Source organism: Pseudomonas sp. 01L34, assembly GCF_056400265.1.
In genome coordinates, this window is record NZ_JBFTSX010000001.1 from 171,288 (window position 1) to 194,872 (window position 23,585).

At 61.3% G+C, this 23,585-nt stretch carries 19 protein-coding genes; 6 read left to right on the forward strand and 13 right to left on the reverse strand.

From position 1 onward, the window contains the following. Nucleotides 1-12: 12 nt before the first annotated feature. The 11 genes from AC1DQM_RS00840 to tssB form a co-directional block, all read right to left on the reverse strand. A complete protein-coding gene (locus AC1DQM_RS00840) occupies nucleotides 13-2,022 on the reverse strand; it encodes a type VI secretion system Vgr family protein (RefSeq protein WP_477745672.1) in 2,010 nt (669 codons plus the stop codon). Nucleotides 2,023-2,036: 14 nt separating this feature from the next. Beyond that, nucleotides 2,037-2,705 (reverse strand): exonuclease/endonuclease/phosphatase family protein, encoded by a 669-nt coding sequence (locus tag AC1DQM_RS00845; protein ID WP_477745673.1) that lies wholly within the window; start codon nucleotides 2,703-2,705, stop codon nucleotides 2,037-2,039. Nucleotides 2,706-2,724: 19 nt separating this feature from the next. Next, nucleotides 2,725-3,435 carry a hypothetical protein gene (locus tag AC1DQM_RS00850; RefSeq protein WP_018929670.1) on the reverse strand — a complete coding sequence of 237 codons (711 nt, stop codon included), beginning with the start codon at nucleotides 3,433-3,435 and terminating at the stop codon, nucleotides 2,725-2,727. A gap of 51 nt (nucleotides 3,436-3,486) precedes the next feature. After that, the gene (locus AC1DQM_RS00855) at nucleotides 3,487-3,744 is read right to left on the reverse strand and encodes a hypothetical protein (RefSeq protein ID WP_018929669.1); all 258 of its coding nucleotides are present in this window, start codon (nucleotides 3,742-3,744) and stop codon (nucleotides 3,487-3,489) included. 15 nt (nucleotides 3,745-3,759) lie between these two features. Next, entirely contained in the window at nucleotides 3,760-6,303 is a 2,544-nt protein-coding gene (gene tssH, locus AC1DQM_RS00860; protein WP_477745674.1) for a type VI secretion system ATPase TssH, read from the reverse strand. A 2-nt stretch (nucleotides 6,304-6,305) separates the two neighbouring features. Further along, complete coding sequence (tssG, locus tag AC1DQM_RS00865; protein WP_477745675.1) at nucleotides 6,306-7,331, reverse strand: type VI secretion system baseplate subunit TssG; 1,026 nt, start codon at nucleotides 7,329-7,331, stop codon at nucleotides 6,306-6,308. Further along, nucleotides 7,295-9,088: a type VI secretion system baseplate subunit TssF gene (gene tssF / locus AC1DQM_RS00870; RefSeq protein WP_477745676.1), complete on the reverse strand. Its 1,794-nt coding sequence runs from the start codon at nucleotides 9,086-9,088 to the stop codon at nucleotides 7,295-7,297. The genes tssG and tssF overlap by 37 nt, the downstream gene beginning before the upstream one ends. Beyond that, on the reverse strand, nucleotides 9,072-9,515 hold the full coding sequence (gene tssE, locus AC1DQM_RS00875; protein ID WP_477745677.1) for a type VI secretion system baseplate subunit TssE: 444 nt from the start codon (nucleotides 9,513-9,515) through the stop codon (nucleotides 9,072-9,074). The genes tssF and tssE overlap by 17 nt, the downstream gene beginning before the upstream one ends. 15 nt (nucleotides 9,516-9,530) lie before the next feature. Next, complete coding sequence (locus tag AC1DQM_RS00880; RefSeq protein ID WP_007937704.1) at nucleotides 9,531-10,028, reverse strand: Hcp family type VI secretion system effector; 498 nt, start codon at nucleotides 10,026-10,028, stop codon at nucleotides 9,531-9,533. Nucleotides 10,029-10,196: 168 nt separating this feature from the next. Continuing rightward, nucleotides 10,197-11,684, reverse strand: a complete 1,488-nt coding sequence (gene tssC / locus AC1DQM_RS00885; RefSeq protein ID WP_019648924.1) for a type VI secretion system contractile sheath large subunit — start codon at nucleotides 11,682-11,684, stop codon at nucleotides 10,197-10,199. Between the two features lie 29 nt (nucleotides 11,685-11,713). Continuing rightward, nucleotides 11,714-12,262, reverse strand: coding sequence for a type VI secretion system contractile sheath small subunit (gene tssB / locus AC1DQM_RS00890; protein ID WP_026331704.1), 549 nt, complete (start codon nucleotides 12,260-12,262; stop codon nucleotides 11,714-11,716). 228 nt (nucleotides 12,263-12,490) lie between these two features. On the opposite strand from tssB, the gene AC1DQM_RS00895 reads away from it, so the two are divergent. The 5 genes from AC1DQM_RS00895 to tssA all read left to right on the forward strand — a co-directional run bounded on the left by AC1DQM_RS00895 (nucleotide 12,491) and on the right by tssA (nucleotide 20,052). Then, nucleotides 12,491-12,940 carry a hypothetical protein gene (locus AC1DQM_RS00895; RefSeq protein ID WP_007937709.1) on the forward strand — a complete coding sequence of 150 codons (450 nt, stop codon included), beginning with the start codon at nucleotides 12,491-12,493 and terminating at the stop codon, nucleotides 12,938-12,940. An 85-nt stretch (nucleotides 12,941-13,025) separates the two neighbouring features. Further along, nucleotides 13,026-14,357 (forward strand): type VI secretion system baseplate subunit TssK, encoded by a 1,332-nt coding sequence (gene tssK, locus AC1DQM_RS00900; RefSeq protein WP_477745678.1) that lies wholly within the window; start codon nucleotides 13,026-13,028, stop codon nucleotides 14,355-14,357. An 18-nt stretch (nucleotides 14,358-14,375) separates the two neighbouring features. Beyond that, nucleotides 14,376-15,143, forward strand: coding sequence for a DotU family type IV/VI secretion system protein (locus AC1DQM_RS00905; RefSeq protein ID WP_258612227.1), 768 nt, complete (start codon nucleotides 14,376-14,378; stop codon nucleotides 15,141-15,143). After that, nucleotides 15,140-18,958: a type VI secretion system protein gene (locus tag AC1DQM_RS00910; protein ID WP_477745679.1), complete on the forward strand. Its 3,819-nt coding sequence runs from the start codon at nucleotides 15,140-15,142 to the stop codon at nucleotides 18,956-18,958. The genes AC1DQM_RS00905 and AC1DQM_RS00910 overlap by 4 nt, the downstream gene beginning before the upstream one ends. Beyond that, a complete protein-coding gene (gene tssA, locus AC1DQM_RS00915; RefSeq protein ID WP_064618248.1) occupies nucleotides 18,955-20,052 on the forward strand; it encodes a type VI secretion system protein TssA in 1,098 nt (365 codons plus the stop codon). The genes AC1DQM_RS00910 and tssA overlap by 4 nt, the downstream gene beginning before the upstream one ends. Here tssA and AC1DQM_RS00920 read toward each other — a convergent pair. Further along, nucleotides 20,049-21,020 (reverse strand): 2-hydroxyacid dehydrogenase, encoded by a 972-nt coding sequence (locus tag AC1DQM_RS00920; RefSeq protein WP_477745680.1) that lies wholly within the window; start codon nucleotides 21,018-21,020, stop codon nucleotides 20,049-20,051. The two genes, tssA and AC1DQM_RS00920, sit on opposite strands and share 4 nt — an antisense overlap. A gap of 520 nt (nucleotides 21,021-21,540) precedes the next feature. Here AC1DQM_RS00920 and AC1DQM_RS00925 point away from each other — a divergent pair. Then, on the forward strand, nucleotides 21,541-22,821 hold the full coding sequence (locus AC1DQM_RS00925) for a serine/threonine transporter (RefSeq protein WP_477745681.1): 1,281 nt from the start codon (nucleotides 21,541-21,543) through the stop codon (nucleotides 22,819-22,821). Nucleotides 22,822-22,833: 12 nt separating this feature from the next. Here the strand turns inward: AC1DQM_RS00925 and AC1DQM_RS00930 are convergent, their stop codons facing one another. Then, a complete protein-coding gene (locus AC1DQM_RS00930; protein WP_477745682.1) occupies nucleotides 22,834-23,514 on the reverse strand; it encodes a glycosyltransferase in 681 nt (226 codons plus the stop codon). Between the last annotated feature and the right edge of the window lie 71 nt (nucleotides 23,515-23,585).

A 23,585-nucleotide genomic window follows, 5' to 3' on the forward strand; every position in this document is an offset into this window, starting at 1 on the left:
GGGTTCTCCTTGTCAGTTGACCTGCACCAGACCCCCCTTGATGGTCAGCATGCCGCCGCCATCCACGGTCTGCGAAGCGGCGCCCTTGTTGGTCAGGCTGATCCCGGCATCGTTGGTCATCGTCGTGCCGGCCTTGTTCTCCAATGAGGTACCAGCCTGGTTGCTCACAGAGGTCCCGGCCTTCTGGCTGATCGAAGTACTGGCCTCGGCCGCCAGATCGGCGCCGCTCTTGATCGAGAAACTGCCGCCGCTTTGCAGGGTCAGGCTGCCGGTCACTTTGATGGTCAGGTTGCCGTCTACCGTCAGGCTGTAATCACCGGTGACCTTGTGCGTGTAATTGCCGCCGGTACTGTGGGTCTGGTCAGCGCCCACGGTCACCGTGCGGCTGTCTTTCACATCGAGCGAGTCGCTGCCGGTCTGGATGGTCACGCTGCGTTTGCCTTTCTCCAGGGTCACGGTCTCGTCGCCGTCCTTCACCGTGCGGGTGCGGGCGTTCTGTACGGTCAGGGTTTCGTCATGGCCGACTGTGGCGGTGGTGTCGTTGAGCACGTTGATCTTCAGGTCTTTCTGCGCCTGCAAAAACACCTCTTCTGCATCCTTCTTGTCCTCGAAACGCAACTCGTTGAAACCGCCGCCGCCCTTGGACGATTGGGTCTTGATTCCCGACTGGGTCTGATTCGCCGGCAGCGCATAGGGCAGCGCGTTGTCACCGTTGTAGACGCAGCCGGTTACCAGCGGTCGATCCGGATCGCCATCGATAAAGGTCACGATCACTTCCTGGCCGATGCGCGGCACGAACTGCATGCCGAAGCCCTTGCCACTCCAGGGCAGTACAACTCGCACCCAACAGGAACTGGTTTCGTCGTTCTTGCCGTCGCGGTCCCAAGGGAACTGCAACTTGATCCGGCCGTATTCGTCGGTCCAGATTTCTTCGCCCGACTTGCCGACGACAATTGCCGTTTGCGGGTGCATGCGCGGTTTGGGGGTGATGCGTTCCGGGCGGTACGGCGTGGCCTTGGGGATTGCCTCGAAGCGATTGCGATAGCTGTCGTGACTGGCGTCATGTGTCACCGCCGTCACCACCCAATCGATGTTCAACGTTAAATCATCGTGCCCGGCGAGGGTGAACCAGTGCCCCGGCACCAGCCAGCGGCAGTCGCTTTCACCGACAAAGCGTTTCTCCTGACTGCGCAAGCCGTCGACCCGCTGCTTGGTCAATGCATCGCCGCGCGCCTTGGCGTTGTAGCCGCCCGGATGTTCGTACATCGACCGTGGCCCGGCCACCGCTTCAGCCTGACCGTACAGCGAAGTGGTCGGGGTGGTGAATTCGTAATCCGTCGCCCGATACACCCCGGCCACCGCTTGCACACAGACTTGCCCGGAGCGAATGCCATGCAATTCACGCTCGCCCAACTGCTGGCCGAGATAGCTGACCTTCGGCCCGTTGGGGATCGGCACGAACGCGTCGTTGCTGTCGCCCAGCACCAGCGTGTGCTTGCCGTCCTCGTGGGTGAAAAACCAGAAAATCCCTTCTTCCTCCAGCAACCGCGAGACGAACGCGAAATCGGTTTCGCCGTACTGCACGCAGTATTCGCGCGGGGTGTAACTGCCGGTGAGTGAGAGCTTGAAGTCGGTGAAGGCGTGGGCCTTGAAAATCGTGGTGACGATGTCCGAGGTGCTGAGGTTCTGGAACACCCGGTTGTTGCTGGCGAGGGTCAGCCACCAGAGCCATGGCCTTAAAACAAGCTGATAGCGTTCGGCGGTGGCATCGGCGGGCAATTGACGGATTTCGGCGACCAGCGCGTCCATTGGACGGGTCAGGGCGTCGTTGTGCAGGGTGGTTGTGACGTGGGTGGCGACAGCGGTTGTCAGGGTGAGCGAGGCGCCGTCGTTGAGGCCATTCAGAATTTGTGAGCCAAGGGCGTTCAGGGTTTCTTCGCCGGACAGCGACTCAGGGTAAAGCACCGACAGCGAAGCAGCGGTGAGGGAAAGGCTGGTGTTGCTGTCGGTGGTGCGGGGCATCAAGCGACCTCTTTTCAGGTTCTGACATCAAAAAGAATGGGGCGATGATCGGGGCCGCTCATATCAAACACGGTGTCCAGGTGGGTGATGTCAACCGGGACGACTTGCACATCAACCGAAGCCAGTATCCAGTCCAGGATTCCGCCCTTGCTTTGGGTCTGTCGACCTCCCCAGCATTCGTATGCGAGCCCTGCTGTATCGAGTTGCCCGACATTTTGATATTCCATATTCAGGTCGCCCGTGGCCACCCAGTTTCCACCCAGGGCGGTACAGGATTTGAGTTGGCTTTTGGTCAGCCCGGTCTGGCCTGATTTGAAATGCGCCAGAAATACATAACCGGTGTAGCCGTTCACACCGGCAGCTTCGACGGCAATCAGATCCCGATTCAAACCATGCAAGCTGCCCTGACTGCACACTTGCAATGCTTCAAAACTTTTGACCATGACGATGTAGCCGTTCGAGTAGCCACCGGTGAAGGGGCAGACACGGTAATGGGAATAGACGCTGGCCAAGTATGACGCGTAGTTGTCCGTCTGGGCTGAGTGTATTTCGCATAGAAAAATAATGTCCGCGTCCCAGTCATCGCTTGAACAGCACTTGCTGATAAAAAACTCGACCTGAGTTTGTTTGTCCAGAGTGGAAGATTTGCCGTTTTTTTCGATGTTGAAACTGGCGATTCTCATGTTTCGATGCTCCCCGCAGTTACATCATGACGCAGGCGCCTTTCTTTTCGATGGGTTTCTCCCCCTGGAAGTGGAAGTACTTCCAATGGCATTTGAATTGGTCTCGATTGTGAAAAAGAAGCCTGGCCACATTGCACTCCTTGGCGCGTTTGTCATACGTCATGAACGGCGCACACAAAATCTGTGCGAACTCTTCCGCGCTGGTAGAGGCGCTGAGGTTGGCCTTCAGATCATTTATTTTTTTGATGAAGTTATTGATGTCATTTCCGACACAGCGGGCGGGTGAGTATCCCAGCATGGGGGAACAGATGCCGATGCTGGTTCCGGTCAACCACTGGCGCAAATTGAAAATACTAACCCAGCCTTGGTAGAGGATCGTTTCGTTTCCGACCTTTTGGAAGGTCAAACCGTGCTCCCAGGCTTGTATTGGGCCGTCGGTATTGATGTCTTGTCCGAAATTCAATACGGCGGTGTACAAGCCGTCTGCCGAACTTTCATTGATGGCAGCGCAGTATTTAGTGTTGGTCTTGTATTCAACGCCACATAGCCGCTTGACGACCCCTTGCATGACGGCGGTGCAAATATCATTACCCAGTAACGACTCATCATCCAGAACAGCATTTATTTTCTGGAAAGTGGTGTCGCTGTAGGCACGATTCAATAACATTTCGAATTCTACTGCCTTGTCTGGCTTTTCTGCGGGGCTTGAGCTGGAACTGGCACCGAGCATGTGGGGTTACTCCTGTTTGTTCGACATCGCGTGTGGTGCTTTGTGAGTTTTTTAGTTGATATAAAAATGCTGTTTTGGTGCGCTGTCAGAGTTTATGCGATAGCCGCAGTAAGTCACTTCGGCGAGGTAGGTCTCGAGTCCGCCTGATGCTGTTTGCCGATAGCGGCTTTCAAAGCCGGTGTGCCAACCGTTTGTTATATAGACGGTCAGTACTTCGGAGGGCCAGGTCAGTCCAGCAAAATAATGGCTGATCTGGGTGTAGTCGGTTTGTGTTCCTATATACCCGGAACTTAGCATAAAGGCTGGCATTTCCTTCTCCTCCAGTTATTCCAACACCCACTCCGCAAGTTTCCCAGTCACCTGCGTCATCAACACATTCTCGACATCCCTCGCACCCGCTGCGCTGCACTTGGCCAACACCGCCTGCACGATCCCGGCATCGAACTCAAACTGCTTGCCGGTCGCGGCCTTGTACCGGCTGCGCAATTTCTCCAGCTTCGCCAACACAATCCCTTCCAGCGTCGCTTCATCCAGCGGTCGATACGCCACCACCGTCATGCGCGCCAGAAACGCCGGGCGAAAGGCTTTCAGCAGCACGTGATGCAGCGCTTCGTTGAAGGCATCGGTGCCCAGTTGCGCGGTCGGTGTGTCGAGCAGTAACTCAGCCCCGACGTTGCTGGTGGCGAGCATTACGGTGTTTTTGAAGTCCACCACCAGCCCGGTGCCGTCTTCCATGACCCCTTTGTCGAAGACGTTGTAGAAAGCTTCGAGCACGTCCGGGTGGGCCTTTTCGATTTCGTCGAGCAGCACCACTGAGTAGGGTTTGCGCCGCACCGCTTCGGTGAGTACACCGCCGCTGCCGTAGCCGACGTAGCCGGGCGGTGCGCCTTTGAGTTGGCTGACGGTGTGGGCTTCCTGGTATTCGGAAAGGTTGATGCTGATCAGGTTGCGTTCGCCGCCATACAGCGCGTCGGCCAGGGCGTAAGCGGTTTCGGTTTTGCCGACGCCGGTGGGGCCGACCAGCAGGAACACGCCGACCGGTTTTTGCGGGTCGGTGAGTCCGGCGCGGTAGGCTTGCAGGCGTTGGGCGATGGTGTTCAGCGCGGAGCTCTGGCCCATCACCCGCAGGCCCATGCGCTGGCCGAGGGTGCGCACGGCGTGGGCTTCGTCGGCGAGCATCTTGCCCACCGGGATGCCGGTCCAGCCGGCGATCACCGCAGCCACGGTTTTGCCGTCGACCTGCTCCGGCACCAGCGGATCGTCCTGGCGAATGGCGTCCAGCCCGGCCTCCAGGCGCACCAGTTCGGCGGCCAGATGATCGATGCGGCTATCAGTCGCTTCGTCCGGTTTATCGTTGTCGGCGCGTTCGCTCAAGGTGAGTAATTCGCGACGGGTTTCCAGCAGTTCGCGCACGGCGATCCGTTCTTCGTTCCAGCGGGTTTCCAGTTCGCGAATGGCCTGCACGTTACCCACGGATTCGGTTTCCAGCAGGGTGATGCGTTCACGGTGATCGAGCCCGGTGGCCTGCTCGCGGCGCAGGCGTTCGACTTCCTCCTTGAGGCTTTGCTGGCGGTGACGCAGGCTTTCCAGCGGAGGCGGCACGTCATGCTGACCGAGGGCGACCCGGGCACACGCGGTGTCGAGCACGCTGATGGCCTTGTCCGGTAATTGGCGCCCGGAGATGTAGCGGTGGGACAGTTTCACCGCTTCGTGGATCGCCGCGTCGAGCACCTGCACACCGTGATGCTGTTCCAGTTTCGCAGCCACGCCCCGGAGCATTTCTACTGCGGTGATTTCGTCCGGCTCCTCGACTTGCACCAACTGAAATCGCCGGGCGAGGGCGGGGTCTTTCTCGAAGTATTTTTTGTACTCAAGCCAGGTGGTCGCGGCCAGGGTGCGCAACTCGCCACGGGCCAGCGCCGGTTTGAGCAGATTGGCCGCGTCGCTGCCGCCTTCCGCGCCGCCAGCACCAATCAGGGTGTGGGCTTCGTCGATGAACAGAATGATCGGTTTGTCGGCGCTGCGCACCGCGTCGATCACGCCTTTGAGGCGCTGCTCGAACTCGCCCTTGACCCCGGCGCCAGCTTGCAACAGACCGAGGTCGAGTACCCGCAGGCTGACTTCCTGCAACGACGGCGGCACATCCCCGGCGGCAATGCGCAAGGCCAAGCCTTCGACCACCGCCGTTTTGCCCACCCCCGGTGCGCCGACCAGGATCGGGTTGTTCTGCCGACGGCGCAGCAGGATGTCGATGCACTGACGAATCTCGCCGTCGCGGCCGACGATGGGGTCGATGCGCCCGGCGTGGGCATCGGCGGTCAGGTCCTGGGTGAACTGGTCGAGCACTGAATCCTGTTTCGGTTGCGGATGGCTGGCACTGACCGGCCGCGTGCCGCCAACGTGTTCGCGCGAGTTTTCGGTCCACTCCAGCAAATTACTGCGCAAGGCTTCCCGTGGAATTTTCAACAGCGACGAGGCGCTATTGAGCAGCAGGCTGCGACGTTCATCACGGTCGAGCAGGGCCAGCAGCAGCAAACCGGAGCGGATGCTCTCCAGGCCAAGCACACTGGCCTGAACCACCGCGTCTTCAAGCAGGCCGATGGTGTGTGCCGAGAGCGCCGGGGTGCGGGTGCTGCCGGATTTGAACAGTTCCAGGGCCTTGTTGATTTCCGCCGTCAGGGCATCGCGCTCCAGGCCGAAACGCGGCAGCAGCCAGGCGAAGTCGCCGCCCTCGATGTCCAGCAACTCCAGCAGCAAGTGTTCGATTTCGACGTAATGATGACCCCGTTGCAGGCAGCGCTGCGCGGCCCGTTCGAGGGCGCGGCGGTTGTCCGGGTTGAGGCGTCCGATCAGGCTGGCCAGTTCCATGTTCAGGTGATCTCCAGCTGACGAAGGCGGGTTTCGATCCGTTGCACGGCAAGGCTGGTCTGGCGTTGCAGGCCGCCGTTCCAACTGAGCAAGGGCGGGGCCTGACGACCGAGTTTCATCGGGCTGGCACCGCGCACCAACAGCACCAGTGTGCAATCCAGGTCGGGGCCGAAATACAGCGCGCTGAGACTGGCCAGTGCCGGATGGGCTTCACCGTCCGGCAGAAACCGCGCCGCCTGCGCCGAGGTCAGTGGGCCAAGGGTCAGACGGATGCCGGCGTGTTCATCCCAGACCCGAGTGCCGGCCACCGCGTTACGACCCAGTTGCAGGTTGCGCCCGCCCGGTTGCAGTCGACTGCGACTGGCCGGTGGGATTTCCCGCCAGGCACCTTCATAGGCGCTGAGTTCTACTGGCAGTTCGAAGTGCTCGCGCACGATCGCGGCGAAACCGGCCAGGGAACGACGACCGTCGGCAAATAGCGCGCTGCACGCCAGTACCGCAGAGTCGGGCACAGCCTGGCGTTCCTGCAAGGCTTTGGGCAACAGCCCGGTCAGGGCCCGCAGTTGCGCCTGCACCGGCGACGCGCCGGGGGCCGTGAAGCCGACGGCGATCCGGTGTTTGCGCATCACCTTGTACAGCAGGCTGAGCAAGCGATGCTGGAACAGGTCGAGGAATTCGGCCGGAGCGTGATCCTTGGCCCGGGCCCGTTGTTGCAGCCATTCCTGATAGGCGTAGGGCAGGGGGCCGTCCGGCCCGCCGAGGCCAAACACTGGTGTCGTGAGCGTCGGTGGCTGGTCAGCTTCCTGAGTCAGACTTTCAATTTCACTGGCGGAAAACAGCGGCGTCAACGGCCCGCGCAGGCGCAAGGCTTCTGCTTGAGGGGCGGTGCCGCTGCCCAGGGATTCGGCTTGCGGGTGTTCGCGTTCCAGCAGCAACAACGCCTGCAACAACTCGAACGCCTGCGGATCACGCCGTAGCTTCTGGCTCAGGCTCAGAGGGACAGCGGCATGCCAGCTTGGGGTTGCCATGTCCTGACCTCCTTGTCTGACTGGACCAGGACCGTACGCACGAAGCGATTGGCCGTGGCATAGAGTGAAAAGAACTGCGCCAGCACCGCGGAAAACAACACCGCGCTGCTGCCGACGAAATGCTGCGGATCGAGTTGCAGCTGAACCTCCAGCCCATTGCGCCAGCCGCGCCAGGCGTCTTCACCAACATGGGCGATCACCCGTTCGCAGCCGAGGCTCAACAAGCCGTCGATTTGCCGCAAGGCGCTGGCCTCGTCACGCAGGTTGTGCAACTGGAGGATTTCCTTGAGGGCATCCAGCGCCTGCGGCCCCTCGACCAGTGACAAATGATTGAGGGTCAGTTGCGACACCAGCCGCCAGCGCGATTCGCCGTCCAGTCGCGGCAAACTCTGCGGGCTCGGCGGGTTACGCAAACGGGCCCAGGCCACCGGCCCCGGTCGTTCGAAACCCAGGGGCGTGCCGGCGGGCAGGCTCTGGGCCAGGTGCCGGTTGGTGCACAGCAGTTCGGCGGTGAGGCTGTATTCGCTGGCCTCGGTCAATGGATCGAGCCGGGTGTCCACCAGGCTCACCATCAGGTCGGTGCCCAGGCGATTCGGGGTCATGCCGCTGACCCGCCGCGTATGCCAATAGCATTGTTTGTCGCCGCCGATATGCTGACTGCCGTAATACGCTGGCACCCGTTGCACGCCCTGGCTTGAGCTGGCGCGCATGGCGCGGATGCTGTGGATCTCGACGCTGTTTTCCCGGTGACTGTCGGCGACCAGGCGATACTCGCTGCGGGTGCCGTCCGGGCGCAGTGGTTCCGAGGTTCGTGGAAACAGGTTGATCACCGGTGCGCAGCCCAGGGCGAAGTCGCTGGCCTGAAGGTGCAGGCGGTTGGCCGGGGCGCGGTCGAACACGATGTACAGGTACAGCGTCTGGCTGTCGCTGGAGGCGCCGGCCAATGGAATGTCGAAGAAGTTGAATTTGTCCGGGAACGCAAAGTACTCGGCGAGCAGGCGCATGCCCGGATGCACGCCGTCCTCGTCCGGCAACAGCACTTCGTCGCTGGCAAAACCGACGATTTGCGGTAACCCCGCCAGCATGACCGGCACGCTGCCGACCGGTCCGGCCAGCACCTTCACCGCGTGGGCGCCGAGCAGGTCATACAGGCAGGCGTTGATCACCGGTGAGGCGGCCAGGTGCACGCGCAATTGTTTGATGGCCAGCGTCGACCACTGGCTCTCACCCAGGCAACGCAGGCTCAGGCGCAAGGCCGAGCGTGCTTGCGCCACACCGGTCAGGGCCTGGGCTTCATCGCTGCCCAGCAGCAGCGCTTCGTTGATTTCCACCGGCCACAATCGAACCGCAGCACTGGTGCGAAAGTGGATGCTCTCGCCTTTGCTGGTGGTGACGAATAGCGGTGTGTCGCGGGGCAATGGATAACCATCGTTCAGGTTGCCCTTGCTCGGGTCCGGCTCGAACTGCACGATCGCGCAGGACGGCAGCGGCCGCATGGCCAACGGGTAAAGCTGTTCGAGCAAGGCGTCGCTGAACTCGGCATAGTCGTCATCGAGCCGCCGTTGCAGGCGTGCCGCGAGCAGGGCGAAACCTTCAAGTAGCCGCTCGACATGTGGGTCGGGGCATTCACCGGGGGACAGTTCCAGGCGTCTGGCGACCTTGGGATATCGCTCGGCAAAAATGCTCCCGGCGTGGCGCAGCCAGGTCAGTTCGCGTTGGTAGTAATCGAGCAGTTGCGGGTCAATCGAGTCGCTCATGACGCACCTCAAGACCATGGCTGGCCTTCTCGATGACAAAGGCCACGGGCCAGTGCTGCTGGCCGCTGCGTAACTCGCCCACCAGCCGAATGCTCAGTTGCTGCGGATGGCCGGGGACCGGATTGACCTGGACCTCGCCCAGTTGCAGGCGCGGTTCGAAATGGGTGATCGCCTCGCGGACTTCCCGCGCCAACTGACGACGGTCATCGCTGCGCTGCTGTTGCAAGGCCGTCCAGTCAGCGATGCCGTAGTCGAGAATGCTCGGTGGAGAGGTCAGCGGACGTGAGCCGCGTCGGGTATTGAACAGGCGCAGCAACTCCGTGTGCACCGAGTCGAGCAGCCCCTGGCGATCGAACACCTGCACGGTGTCGACCTCGCTGGCGGCGAGGCGCACGAACAACGGTGGGAGCATGCCGGTGCCTGCCATGGCCGACGCGTCCGCTTACTTGACGAGCTTGTTGGCGGCCATGTCCCAGGTCGAGGCGGCCGTGCCTTCCTTGGTGCCGTCGTCTTTCTGGGCGGTGAGCTCCCACTTGATCTTGGTGAAGTTCAGGGAAATGGTTTCCACCGGTTTGCCACCCGTGCCGCCGCTGACACTGACGTTGGACAGCACCACGTTGGTCAGGGTGTAGATGATGAACGGCATCAGCTGACCGCTGCCTTCGGCGGCGTTACGGCCGATGGTGATCTTGGCTTCGGGGATCGGTTTGCCGGCGCAGCAATACTCGTTGAGGGAAGGCGTCGAGCTGTCGACGAACTTGGTCAGGGTGAACTCGCCGATGTGCGGCTTGCCGGAGGTGCGCTCCGAGTTGCTGACGTCGTTGGTCACCTGCATGGCCACGTTGTGGCTGTAGGACATGACTTCGATCTTGTCCTTGTAACCCTCGAGCAAGCTATCGCCTTTGATGTCGCCGCCGAGGTCGAGAATGATTGCATCCATCGCATGAAACTCCTGAAGAAATTCAATTTAGACACGTGAACGGTTGCCGAACCCTTAACCTGTGGCGAGGGGGCTTGCCCCCGTTGGGCTGCGCAGCAGACCTAAAAGCAAGGGCCGCTGCGCGCCCCAACGGGGGCAAGCCCCCTCGCCACAGAGGTTTCACCGACTTTAGGCGGCTACCGGTGGCGGCAGGGTCGCGACCAGGCGGATCGACGCGGTCAGTTCCTCAAGCTGGAAGTGCGGCCGCAGGAACACCGTGGCCTTGTAGGCTCCGGGCTTGCCGGCGACCTCGGTCACATCCACCCGGGCTTCACGCAACGGGTACTGCGCCTTGATCTCTTGCGGCGCGTTGTCGTTGATCAGCACGTAGTCGGCGATCCAGTTGTTGAGGTAGGTCTGCACATTGTCGCGGGTCATGAAACTGCCGACTTTGTCGCGCATGATCACCTTCAGGTAGTGCGCGAAACGCGAGGCCGCGAGCACGTACGGCAGCATCGCCGAAATCCGCGCGTTGGCATTCGCCTCGTTGGTGTTGTAGACCTTGGACTTGTTGGTGGTCTGGCCGCCGAAGAACACCGCCACGTCGCTGTTTTTCTTGTGGCACAGGGCGATGAAGCCGAGGTCGTTGAGCTCTTTCTCGCGACGGTCGGTGATCGCCACTTCGGTCGGGCATTTGAGCGACAGGTCGCCGGAGGTTGTACGGAAGGTATGGGCCGGCAGGCCTTCCACCGCACCACCGCCTTCGGCACCGCGAATCGCCGCGCACCAGCCGTATTTGGCGAAGGCTTCGGTGATCCGTTGCGACAAGGCCCACGCGGCGTTGCCCCACAGGTATTTGCCGTGGTCGCTGCCGTTGACGTCTTCGACGTAGTTGATGCCTTCCACCGGCGACGTGTCAGGACCGTAAGGCAGGCGCAGCAGGAAGTGCGGCAGCACCAACGATACGTAGCGCGAATCTTCGCTTTCACGGAACGAGCGCCACTTGATCAGCTCCTGGCTCTCGAACACTTTCGACAGATCCCGTGGCACGGCCAGTTCGGTGAAGCTGTTCATGTCGAACAACCGAGGGCTGGCGGCGGCAATGAATGGCGCATGGGCGGCCGCCGCGACGTTCGACAGTTTCTCCAGCAGGCCGATGTCCTGCGGGTGCCGGCCGAAGGTGTAGTCACCCACCAACAGGCTGAACGGGTGGCCGCCGAAGGTGCCGTATTCCTCTTCGTAGATCTTCTTGAACAGCGCGCTCTGGTCGAACTCGACGGCTTTTTCCAGGTCGTTCTGCAGCTCTTTCTGGGTCACGTTGAGCAGGCGCAATTTCAGCCGGGAACTGGTCTCGGTGTTCTTAACCAACAAGTGCAGGCCGCGCCAGGAGGCTTCAAGTTTCTGCAGGTCCGGGTGGTGCAGCACTTCGTTCAGTTGAGCGCTGATCAGCTCGTCGATCTGGCTGATGCGGTCGTTGATCATCGCCACGGTGTCCTTGTCGACGGCCATGCCTTCATCGAGGACCTGGGTGGCGAATTCCGCGAGCATGTCGCGGGCGTAATCCTGTTGGCTGTCGTCATGGGCCATGCGGCCTTTGGCGATTATTTCATCGAGCAAGGACAAGGTCTCGCTTGCACTGTCACTGGCTTGGGTCTGGGCGGCGGATGAGGCGGGCATGGCAAAATTCTCCCTGGGTGGATGAGCGATCAGGCTTGCGGTTCAGCCGGTGCTTCGCTGTCGCCAGCAGGAGCGGGAGCGGCGGTGTCCGGACGAGCCGACTTGATCTCTTGCAGTCCCTCGGTGTTGGCAATGACGTCACGCAACAGCTTGTCCAGATCATCGTTGCCGTCGAGTTTGGTCAGCAGGTCGCGCAGACGCTGGCGAGCTTCGAACAGACGCCGCAGCGGCGTGACTTGCTCGACCACCTTGACCGGGTCGAAGTCATCGATGTGTTTGAAGTTGAGCTCGATGTTGAGCTTGCTGTCGTCGCCGCTGAGGGTGTTGTTGACCTGCAAAGTGGCGCGCGGGCCGATCGAGGCGAGGACTTCATTGAAGTTGTCGCGGTCGATTTCGGTGAAACGCCGTTCATTCAATTTCGGGAGTGGTTCGAGAGGCTTGCCGGAGAGGTCGGCAAGAATACCGACAACCAATGGCAATTCTTTCTTCTCGATCGCGTTGCCGATTTCGACGTCGTAGGTGATTTGCACCCGGGGTGGGCGAACCCTGTCTAGCTTGTGCTGAGTACTTTCTGCCATGGTGGCTGACTCCGATGCATGAGGCGGGAGCAATGCATCGGGAGGCCCGTTTCATCGCATTCCCTTACTGGACCGTAGGTTAGAAAGGGAGGGCAGAGGACCTGTCATTCCTTTGACGAACCTTCCGAATTCGTCGTGCCGACCGAACTACCCAAGACGCTAGAACAGGTCTATAAAAAAGCAAACGAAAAACGTTTTTGGACCGTGTCGAGAAAAGGAAAATTCATTTTGTACGCACGTCTCTTTTCTTTGGTTCTGCTCCTCTCACTCGCCGGGTGTTCGTTGTTCGGGCCTCGCGTCGATCTCGATAACCTGACGCTCGACGTCGCGCCCCGCGCCAACGACGACACCCCGATTGCGGTGGACTTCATTGCGGTGAACGACGCAGATCTGCTCAAGCAATTGTCGGGTATCACCGCCCGCCAGTGGTTCGCCGAGCGTGAGCAGTATCAGCGCGACTACCGACAGCTGATGACAGTCTGGGGACTGGAGCTGGTGCCGGGTCAATTCATCGACAAACAACCCTTTCCGCTGGGGGGGAAGCGGGCGGCTGGACTTTTAGTCTTCGCCAGCTATACCACTCCCGGAGCACACCGGTTGCGGCTGGACGATCAAAGCAACGCCTGGCTCAAGTTCGACAGTCGCGAGATGACACTGGTCAGCGACCACCCGAACTGAACACCGGGGGATTAAGGCGCGTAAACAGACATGTAGGAGCCAGGCCGCCATTGGTGCGGCGTCACGAGAGGTCGAAGGGAATCGTATGAGTCTGCTTCCTGACGCGGTTTGCTGGCATGAGGGCATGCAGTTGCTGCCCCAGCATTTTCAGTTGCAAGGGCTGCGGGCCGAGGCGTTGGTAGCGCATTTCGCCCAAGCATGTAATCCGTGGTTCTGGGGCGTGACCCGCATTGAATTCGATCCCTCGGCACTGAGCGCCGGGCTGGTGCGCCTGCTCAATTTGCAGGCGACGTTGCCGGACGGTTTGCCGGTCAATTTGCAGGCCGGTGTCGGGCCGATGCTGGAGCTCGACGTCAGTGAAGCGATCGACGCCACGGACAACGCCACTGTCACCGTTTACCTGGCGGTCAGTCCGCTGTGGCGTGCCGGTCAGTTACTGCCGCTCAAGGGGCGATTGCAGTCGGTGGTCGGCGATGCGCTGCCGGATCTCACCAGCGGCGAGTACCCCGAATCGATCACGGTGTGGCGCCCGAATCCGCGTTTGTGCACGCAACTGAACAAGGCCGATTCCGTCTGCCTGCCGCTGCTGAGAATTCGCAAGGAAGGCGGCGGTTTTCTTGCGTTGCCTTACACACCACCGACGCCGTGCCTGTTACCCGAATCGGTGGTGGGCCGGCGCGTGGCGGGACTGTGTGCCAGGGCGCGGGAGAAATGCATGTTCCTCGCCGGTCGCTTGCGCCAGGCGCAGCAGGCCGGCAATCAGGATGATTCGATGGAAATCCGGCGTCAGTTGACCGCGCTGTGGGCGCGGTTGCCGGAAGTCGAAGGTCTGCTGAACAGTCGCGTGGCCACGCCGCAGGCGCTGTATGGCTCGCTGCTCGGGCTGACCGGCGCCTGGTCGGCGCTCGATCCATTGGCGGGTGTTCCGGCGTTCGCCCCGCTGGATTTTCTGGAGTTGCAGCGCGGCTATGAAACGGTGCTCGACTGGCTGGAAAAGACCCTCGAACTGATCCGCGCCGGCTATCGCAGCCTGGCGTTCGAGCGCAACGAACAATCCTTCTCGATTCAATTGCCCGACGACCAACCGAGCCAACGGCTGGTCATCGGTTTGCGCATGCCCAATGGCGCCAGCGAACAGGCCGCCAGCGAATGGCTGAGCGGAGCGATCATCGCCTCGCAGCCGCACATCCCGTTGCTCAGCCGTCAGCGCATGAGCGGTTTGTCCCATCAGGCCATGAGTCGCAATGAGCAAGTAGCCTACGGCGTCGGCGACGATACGCGGTTGTTCGTGGTGACGGCCGAAGGCCAATGGTTCGACGGGCAGTTGCCGTTGCTGATTGCCGCACCGGCTTCCAGGCTGGCCAGCAGTCCATGGCAAGTGGTGTTGTTTGTGGCCCAGGCGAGTGAAAGTGCTTGATCGAGGAAGGAACGTCATATGTCTGAGGGGAATGCCGGGACAGGTACACGAGGCCTCAACGAAGCGCCGCTGAGCAGTGCTTTTCGCCAGGCCTGGCAGCAATGGTCCCAGGACTGGAGCCAGTTGCCCAAGGACAGCGAAGACGAAGCGCTGGTGGAAGCGGTGGTCGAACTCTCCACGCAAATCTCCCAGCGACTCTGGCGAACGGCTTTTGCCAAAGTCGGTGATGCCGCCACCGAACAAGTCAAAGCGCTGGTTTATGCCTTTGTCGCGCTGGTCGATGAAACCTTGCTGTTCACGCCGTGGCCGGGCCAGTCGGCCTGGCAGGATAAACCCCTGGAATCGAGGATGTACTCCAGTCGTCAGGCCGGCGAGCGGATACCGTTGGCGATCAAGGAACTGCTGGATGAGCAAATCCCTACCACTCGCGATCTGGCCAATGTCTATTTGCAGTGCCTGGTGCTGGGCTTTCAGGGGCGTCTGCGGGGTGAACAGAATCAGGCCCAGCATGAAAAATGGCGCCTGGCGCTGTTCACCTTTGCCTGGCAGCACGAGGCGGATTATGCCGATGTCAGCGCCCGGCTCGAACAACCTTCGGCGGTGACGCCGCTGCAATTGCCGGTGCGTCTTTCGTTGCCCGATGGCTTTCGCCTGGGGTTGGGAATTCTTGCCGTGGTCCTGCTGCTGACCGGGTTGGGGCAGTTGTTCTGGCGTGACATTCGCCAGGAGCTCGAACCGGTCTTGCAACTGACCGATTCGGTGGCCACCTCGGAGCAAGACTCATGAGCACGCTGGGGATTATCGGCCTGATCATCGTCGTGCTGTTGGTGCTGGCGATTGTCGCCGTGGCGGTCTGGTGGTTGCGCACGCAAAGCGGCGCGGCGATCCGCAGTTTTTACCTGGCGGTGCGGCAGATGGAGCAGGAACAGGGCACCCAGGATCGCTACCAGATTCCCTGGCTGCTGATGCTCGGCAACGAGACTCAGGGCACGCAGTTGTGCACCCAGTGGCGCTTGCAGCCCACCGACAAACCGGGCTGGTTCGGTCGCTGGTGGTCGGACCCCGAAGGTGCCGTATTGGTGGTGCCCCAGGCGCTGTTTTTGCCGGATGAAGGCATGCACCTGCAACGGGGTGGCTGGTGGCGCTTGCTGGGGTTGATCCTGCGCTTGCGCAGTCAGCGTCCGCTGGACGGCGTGATCTGGACGGTGCCGATCAGTCGGCTGGGCAATGCCGAGCAGGCGGCGGCCCTCGGCCTGGCGGCGCGTCGACGTTTTATCGATCTATTGCAGCGCTTCGGTTTGAGTCTGCCGGTGTACGTGGTCGTTACCGGCATGGAAGAGTTGCCGGGTTTTCAGGAGTTGATTAGCGCGCTGCCGGTCGAGGCTCGCGAACGTACGCTCGGCTGGTCCTCGCCCCACGGGCCCGATGCGGTGTGGCAGGCGCAATGGAGCGATCAGGCGCTGGATCAGGTCAACCGGACCCTGGCGGAATCGATCATCGAAATCGGCGCCTTGTCCGGGCAATTGAGCGTCGATCTGTACGGCTTGCCGGAACGCTTCGAAGCCTTGCGGCGCAATCTGCAATCCTTGCTGGAACCGGTTTTCCAGGGTAATGCGCAAGGCGAGGCGCCACGTTTTCGCGGTGTCTATTTCACCGCCAACCAGCCCTCGGACGACAGCGCCGACGGGTTTTCGGCCTACGACACCGGCTTGCAGCAGAGCGCTTTCGCCCGGCAACTGTGGCAGCGGCGGGTGGTCGCCGAGCGCGGTCTGGCTCAGGTGGTGCCGCGTCTGTTACGCCTGCGTCAGCGCTGGCAGCGCGTGACCGGTGGGGTGGCGCTGGTGGTCGCGCTGCTCTGGGGCGCTGGCATGCTGTGGGTGTGGCAGGACTCGGAAAAGGATGCCCATGAGTTGTCGCGCCTGATGCAAGGGGCGCAGAAAAATTACGTGGCGGTCACGGATGAATCTCATCGGCTGGAGGCGACCCGGCGCAACGTCCAGGGTTTCTGGCGGGTGCTGGAGAAGGCGCAGCGCTGGCGCTTCACCTCGGTGGTGTTTCCGACCTCCTGGTTCTCCTCGCTGGATGCGCAGTTGGAGAACGAATTGCGCCTGACCGCACAAAGTCACTTGTTGTTGCCGCTGCGCGACTTGTTGAGCGCAGATCTGGCGCAACTCAAGACCATTCGCAACACCGAACGACGGGGCAACGTCGAAAGCGAAGACCCGGCCCAATGGCAAAACTACGTCAAGGCCACGGAGCTGGTCGAGCGTGCGGTGAGTCTGGAGCAGCAGAACCAGTGGTTCAGTCAGGCGCTGAACAACACCAAGGCGCCGCTCGAAGACCTGGTGTTGCTGAGCAACAACGCCCTGTCGCTGAACCTCAACGCAGGCACTCTGCACCGCGCCGGCTTTTACAACCGGGCGCTGCTGGATGCCGACAACAGTGAGTTGAAGCCGCTGGACCTGACCGTCGAGCGCGCGCAGATCGAGGAAAACTTCCTCGGGCTCATGGAGCGCTGGCTGGACCAGTATTTTCTCGCTGACAACTTTGTCCGTCAGGCCGGTTATCTACGTTTGCACCTGGAGCGGCTGGAGGTCGGCAGCGGCAATTCCCTCACCGAGCTGGAAGATCTGCGGGCGTTGATCGACGACCTGCAAGCGCTGGTCGGCTTGACCAACTCGGCGTGGAGCCGGGGCAAGGGACAGGATCTGGTGCCCGGTTACCGGGCGATGATGGACAAGGTGCGCCAAAGCACATTGCTTGGTCCGCAGGTCGAACAGCAACTGGATCAACAGGCGTCGAAGTTGCAGCAGAGCTTTCGTGACCAGTGGATCACCCAGGCCGGGGCCAGGGACAATTTGCTGATTCAGCAAGGCAGCGGGCAACTGGTCTTGCAGGAGCATGTGGTGCAGTTGAACAACGCGGTGCAGGCACTGTTCAAGCGTGATTTCGTCGCCATCGCCTTGCAGGCGGATCAGTCAGACGTCCCGGATGGACAGGGGCGCGGTGTTGATGGCGACGACCTCGACAGTGCGCTGAACTACTTCGCCAGTTACAAGAGTTATGCCGCCGAAGAGCTGCCGCGCATCCCCCCGGCGTATCGCGGCGCGTTGCTGCAAGCGGCCGAAGGCGCGGTGGTCAAGGCCATGTTGTCGAGCCTGCGCGAGCACAATGCGCAGGTCCAAAGTGGTGTCTTCAATGTGCAGGCCTCTCAGGCGATTGCCTTGCAAAAGGCTTTTGTCGAAGTGCGCCGCAGCGATCTGGCCACGCGTTTGCAAACCGCTTTGAACCGCCGCGCCCTGGCCGATATCGTCAGTGGCCTCGATGAAATCGTCGCCCAGCCACTGTTCAGCGGGCGCACCGAAATCAGCCAGTGGGACGGCTCGAAAAACTTCGGCCTGCAACTGTACGGCGCCAATGACGTTCAGGATCTGAAACTGAGCCTCAAGCAGCAGTTCAATACCATGCTCGGCATCACCGAACGCCGCACTTCGGCGCTGGAATGGCTGAAAGTCCAGCAACAGAACCTCTCGGCGCTGGATTACGAACGGGTGACGCAGTTCAGTGCGCTCAACGATGAACTGCTCAAATACAAAGAACAGAACCCCGCCAGTTCGCCAGCGCAGATCGAGCAGTTGGTGAGCCGCGACTTCATCGAAATGGACGTCGCGTCCTGTGGCCAGATCCTGCAAACCGCCAACCTGTCCGGCGGGCGCGGAACGTTGGCATTGCGCGCCGTGGATCTGCAACAAACCGCCATGCAACGCTGCCAGTTCCTGCAACAGCAGCAGGCTGCGGCGGCCTGGAATGAGTTGGCCAATTATTTCAACCAGTACCTGGCAGAGCGCTTTCCGTTTGCCAATGGCTTGCAGGCCAGCGACGCCGACCCGGCCCGGGTCCAGCATTTGCTGGAGCTGATCGACAAGCGTTTGCCGGTGGCGCAGGCCGGATTGGCTCTGAGCCAGACCCCGGAACGCCTGGCCGCCGAGGACTTTCTCAATCGTCTGAAGCAAGCCAGCACCTGGCTGGGGCCGATGTTCGTGCGCGACAAGAGCGGCGTGCTGGGGGTGGAGATGGATGTGCGCTGGCGTACCGATCGGGAGGAAGAGCGCGGTGCCGACCAGGTGATTGCCTGGGGCTTGAATGCCGGGAATCAACAAATCAGCTATCCCGGCGAGGCTCAGCAGAACCTGCGCTGGATGGTCGGCCAACCAGTCCGGCTGACCTTGCGTTGGGCCAGAAATGGCTATCAGCGTCCGGCCAACGATCCGTTACAGCCGAGCCTGGTGGTGCGTGATCTGGAAGCGGGTTGGGAGTACAGCGGTCCATGGTCGCTGTTGCGCTTGATGCGTTCGCACGTGTCGGTGCAGCGCCAGCCGAACCTGGACTACACGGACTTTCCGTTGACCTTGCGCCTGCCCGTGACCACGCAGGCCAGCGCAGCGGAGCAAACCCTGATGTTTGTGCGCCTGTCGTTGATGACCCAGGGCTCGAAATTGCCGTTGTCCATTCAGCCCTTGCCGACCCGGGCTCCGCGTTCACCGTTCCTGGTGACGCGCTCGACCGCGGCGATTGAATCCCATGAGGAGGAGGGCCTGTGAATCAACCATCAACACCGTTGCCGGAACTGATTACGCAACTGCTCGAACCGATCAGCAAGGAGGCGCCTTGTGGTCAGGATTTGCGTTATGAACCCGAGTTCGACCGGTTGCGCGAACTGCGCCGCGAGGATGACACCAGTTTGCCGACGGGGGTGTGGCAGTCGTCGATCAAGCGCGCCCAGTGGCCGGAGCTGGAAAAACTGGCCACGAGCCTGTTGCTCGAGCGCAGCAAGGATTTGATGCTCAGCGCCTGGCTGGGGGAGGCCTGGCTGCATCAGGACGGGCTCGATGGGTTGCCGGGCAGCCTGGCGCTGGTGGCCGGGTTGTGCGAACGCTATCCCGAACACCTGCACCCACAGGCTGAGGATGGCGACCTGTCGTGGCGAGTGATACCGCTGGAATGGTTGGCTCGACGCTACGCTGAAGTGTTGCTGACCCGAGTGCCGTTGTTCGAACCGCACAACCACGAATTCGACGGCTTCTGTCTGGACGCCTGGCGCCGGTTGCAGTTGCAACAGGTGCAGGGCAGCGACAGTAAAGCGGCCAAGACCTCGGCCGAGAACGCGCGCAACGAACAGAAAAAAATCACCGAACAGATTCGTGCCACACCGTTGTCATTCTGGTTGCGCAGCCAGGGCAGTCTGCTGCTCAGTCAGCAGCACTTGCAGCGCCTGGAGGTGTGGAGCGACGCTTTTCTCGGGAATCAGGCCCCAGGCTTCAAGGCGCTGCAGGACGTGATCGACGCGTTGTTGACCCTGGTTCAGGAGTTTATCGCCATGCATCCACGAAAACCGACCCCGGCGCCTCCGGTCGAAACGCCAGTGGTGGCTGCATCGAGCCCCAGCCCGACCGCCGCGCCTGAAGTCCTTGCAGTGCCCCAGGTGTTCAGCGAACCGGCGAATCGTGAAGAGGCGTACCGGCAATTGCTGCTGATCGCCGAGTACCTGGCGCGCACCGAACCCCACAGCCCGGTGCCCTATCTGATCAAGCGGGGTGTGGAGTGGGGCAACAAGCCCCTGAGCGAGCTGCTGGGCGAACTGATCAGCGCCGATGCCGAATCCCGACGACTCTGGACACTGTTGGGCGTTCTTTAGTGATTGAGCCGGGTGGTTGTCGACGGTGGCGGTAACGCAATGGGCGTCAGTACCGGTTGACCGGAAAAAAACGCCGTCAGGTTTTTGCCGGCCAGCTCGACGGTGCCTTGGGTGGCCTCCGGGGACAATCCGGCGACATGCGGAGTCAGAATCACGTTGGCCAACCCCTTGAGGGCGTCCGGTACATGGGGTTCGTGGTCGAAGACATCCAGCGCGGCACCGGCGATCCGCCGCTGTTCGAGCGCGGTGATCAGGTCTGCCGTGACGACCACGCTGGCTCGGGCGATGTTGACGAGGAATCCGTTGGGCCCCAGGGCGTCGAGCACTTGCCGGTTGATCAGGTGTTGGGTGCCGATCCCGCCCGGGGTGGCAACTATCAGAAAGTCTGATTGGCGTGCCAGCTCGGTAGGCGTCGAGCAATAGCTGTACGGCACATCGCTGCGATGCTGGCGGTTGTGGTAGCTCACTCTCATATCGAAGCCGTTGGCGGCACGTTTGGCGATAGCGAGGCCAACGGCACCGAGGCCGAGGATGCCTATGTGTTTGCCGGCCAGCGAAGGACGCATGATCTTCGGCCACTCGCCCCGACGGACGGCAGCATCTGCCCGAGGGATGTCACGAACCAGTGCCAGCAGCAACGCCATGGCGTGATCGGCAACGGAGGAGGCATTGACGCCGGCGCCGTTGGTGACAGTGATGCCTCGGTTGACGGCGGCCTGCAGGTCGACGTGTTCGTAACCGGCGCCGATCACGCAGATGATCTTGAGGTTGGGCAGGGCGGCGATTTCATTGGCATACAGGCCCAACGGGCCACGCGTCAGCACCGCATCGATCTGGCTGCCCTGCCGGGCAATGGCGGCAGCGCGCTCGGCCGGGGTTGGGGCCAGGATCAAATGAAACCCCTGATGTTCGAGAATCGGCAGGTATTCATTGATGGTTTCAACCAGTACCAGAACGGTTGCGGTCATGCTGGGCTCCTGTGGGCAGCGGAGTGTGGGGCTCGAACGTCGCGTCAGATTGCTGACTCCAGAGCAGATTGGCAATGGTCCGAGATCATAGGCTATTGGTTGGCAAGCACCTGTGCAGGCGTTGGCGATACCGGCGAGCTTCTTAGATACAACACTAGATCAGTGCGCGGCAGGTGGAGAGGATTTGTCCGCGATGAAATTGCCGCAGCAGCTGTCGAGCCTGCGTTCGGCTGCGCAGCAGTCGTAAAGTCAGGCGCTGCGGTTCGTCAGGCACACCGTACATTAGGGTTTACTAAAGCGTGTCAGAAAACGACACATCGCATACCCGCTGCCGACAATTATTTTTCTAAAAGCGACAGGCCTTTGATCTGCTCCGCACAACCATTGCTCAGCTAAGCCTTTGCTTCTGCTCGTTTATCGCGGAGAATCTCGCCCCTGTTTCGGCCGGAGCATGTCTGTCGGTTTTTTCCGACGCGTCCTGACCGAGTGGCAAGTGACCGGAAAGCGGAGATCCGACCGGATGAATGATCAGGCCAATAGCGTCGACGAACGCTATGTAGCGGCGACACCAGCGAGCCTCGAAAGCTGGAATCGCCATGACACCACCTGGATGCTGGGCCTGTTTGGCACGGCAATCGGGGCCGGTACCCTGTTTTTACCCATCAACGCGGGGCTGGGCGGCTTTTGGCCGTTGCTGATCCTGGCGTTGCTGGCGTTCCCCATGACGTTTTACGCGCACCGTGGCCTGACCCGCTTTGTGCTGTCCGGTCGTGAAGGTGCAGACATCACCGAAGTGGTGGAAGAACATTTCGGCATTAAGGCCGGCGCGCTGATCACCTTGTTGTATTTCTTCGCGATCTTCCCGATCCTGCTGATCTACAGCGTGGCCCTGACCAACACCGTGGGCAGTTTCCTCGAACATCAGCTGCACATCATGCCGCCACCGCGCGCCGTGCTGTCGTTCGGGCTGATTCTCGGCCTGCTGGCGGTGGTGCGTTGCGGTGAGCAGGTGATCGTCAAGGCCATGAGCCTGATGGTGTATCCGTTCATCGTCGCGCTGCTGTTCCTGGCGGTGTTCCTGATTCCTCACTGGAATGGCGGCATCCTCAGCACCGCGTCCACGCTGCCTGAGTCGTCGGCGCTGCTGCACACCCTGTGGCTGGCGATTCCGGTGATGGTGTTCTCGTTCAACCATTCGCCGATCATTTCGGCGTTCGCGGTGGACCAGAAACGTCGCTACGGCACGCATGCCCAAGAGCGCAGTTCGCAGATCCTGTCCCGCGCTCACCTCTTGATGGTGGTGATGGTGCTGTTCTTCGTCTTCAGCTGCGTGTTGACCCTGTCGCCGGCGCAACTGGCGGAAGCCAAGGCACAGAACCTGTCGATCCTGTCGTACCTGGCCAACCACTTCAGCAACCCGACCATCGCCTTCGCGGCGCCGTTGATTGCCTTCGTGGCCATTTCCAAGTCATTCCTGGGCCACTACATCGGCGCCAGCGAAGGCTTGAAGGGCTTGATCGTCAAGAGCGGCAAACGCCCGGCGCCGAAGACCCTGGACCGCATGACCGCAGCGTTCATGCTGGTGGTCTGCTGGGTCGTCGCGACCCTGAACCCGAGCATTCTCGGCATGATCGAAACCCTCGGTGGCCCGGTCATCGCGGCGATTCTGTTCCTGATGCCGATGTACGCGATCCGCAAAGTACCGGCGATGGCGCGTTACCGTGGCCAAGCCTCCAACGTCTTCGTGACGCTGGTGGGCCTGGTGGCCATTTCGGCGTTGATCTACTCGCTCAGCGCCTGAAACAGCGGGCGATCAATCGGAGCTGCCCCGGTTGATCGCTCCCTTCGAATGCCCGGCCAGACGACCTTTGGTTCGCTGGCGGCAATGCTCGATAGCCGCAACGGCTTTTTCGCAGGCCTTGCACAGCGTGGCCGGCGCAGAAGCTTGCTGCGGTGCGAACCACTCGGGGCAGAAGCTGATCACGCCGTCCGGCGAATGCATCCATTGGCTGATAACGTGTTGAACCGTCCCGCTCAGGCCCTTTCTGGCGCGCAAGGCGTTAAGTGATGGCGCACAGAGCTGGTCCAGCGCCAGCCGATGGACCTCGCGCAAGAACGGTGAAATCTGTACCGAAAGGTAGGCAATGCCGAACGTCTCCTGGGCCACACGTGCGCCCAACGCCCAAAACGAGCCCACCACCACGATATCCTCATGGCGCCGCGCTGCGATGTAGTCATAGGTCGGTTCGAGCAGGTGCGAGACCGCGTTCCACTGCTCTGCCAAAGCGCTTTTCGAGTCTCGCGGGCGGGGCGTGTCGTCGCAGGTTTGCTGGCCTAACGGCTCGAATTCCAGCCCGTACTGTTCGACGGTGGCTTTGAACGCCGGCAGGCTGCACAAGGTCGCGCGATGACCGCGCAGGTTCAGCGCATTGGCCAGGCCAATGAAGGGGAAAACGTCACCGGGCGAACCGATGGCGATCAGGATGACCCGCATGACTCCTCCTTGAGATAAGGCCCGTGGGGCCTCGTGGCACGCCGTCCTGGTGCCGACATCAGGCAAAGATA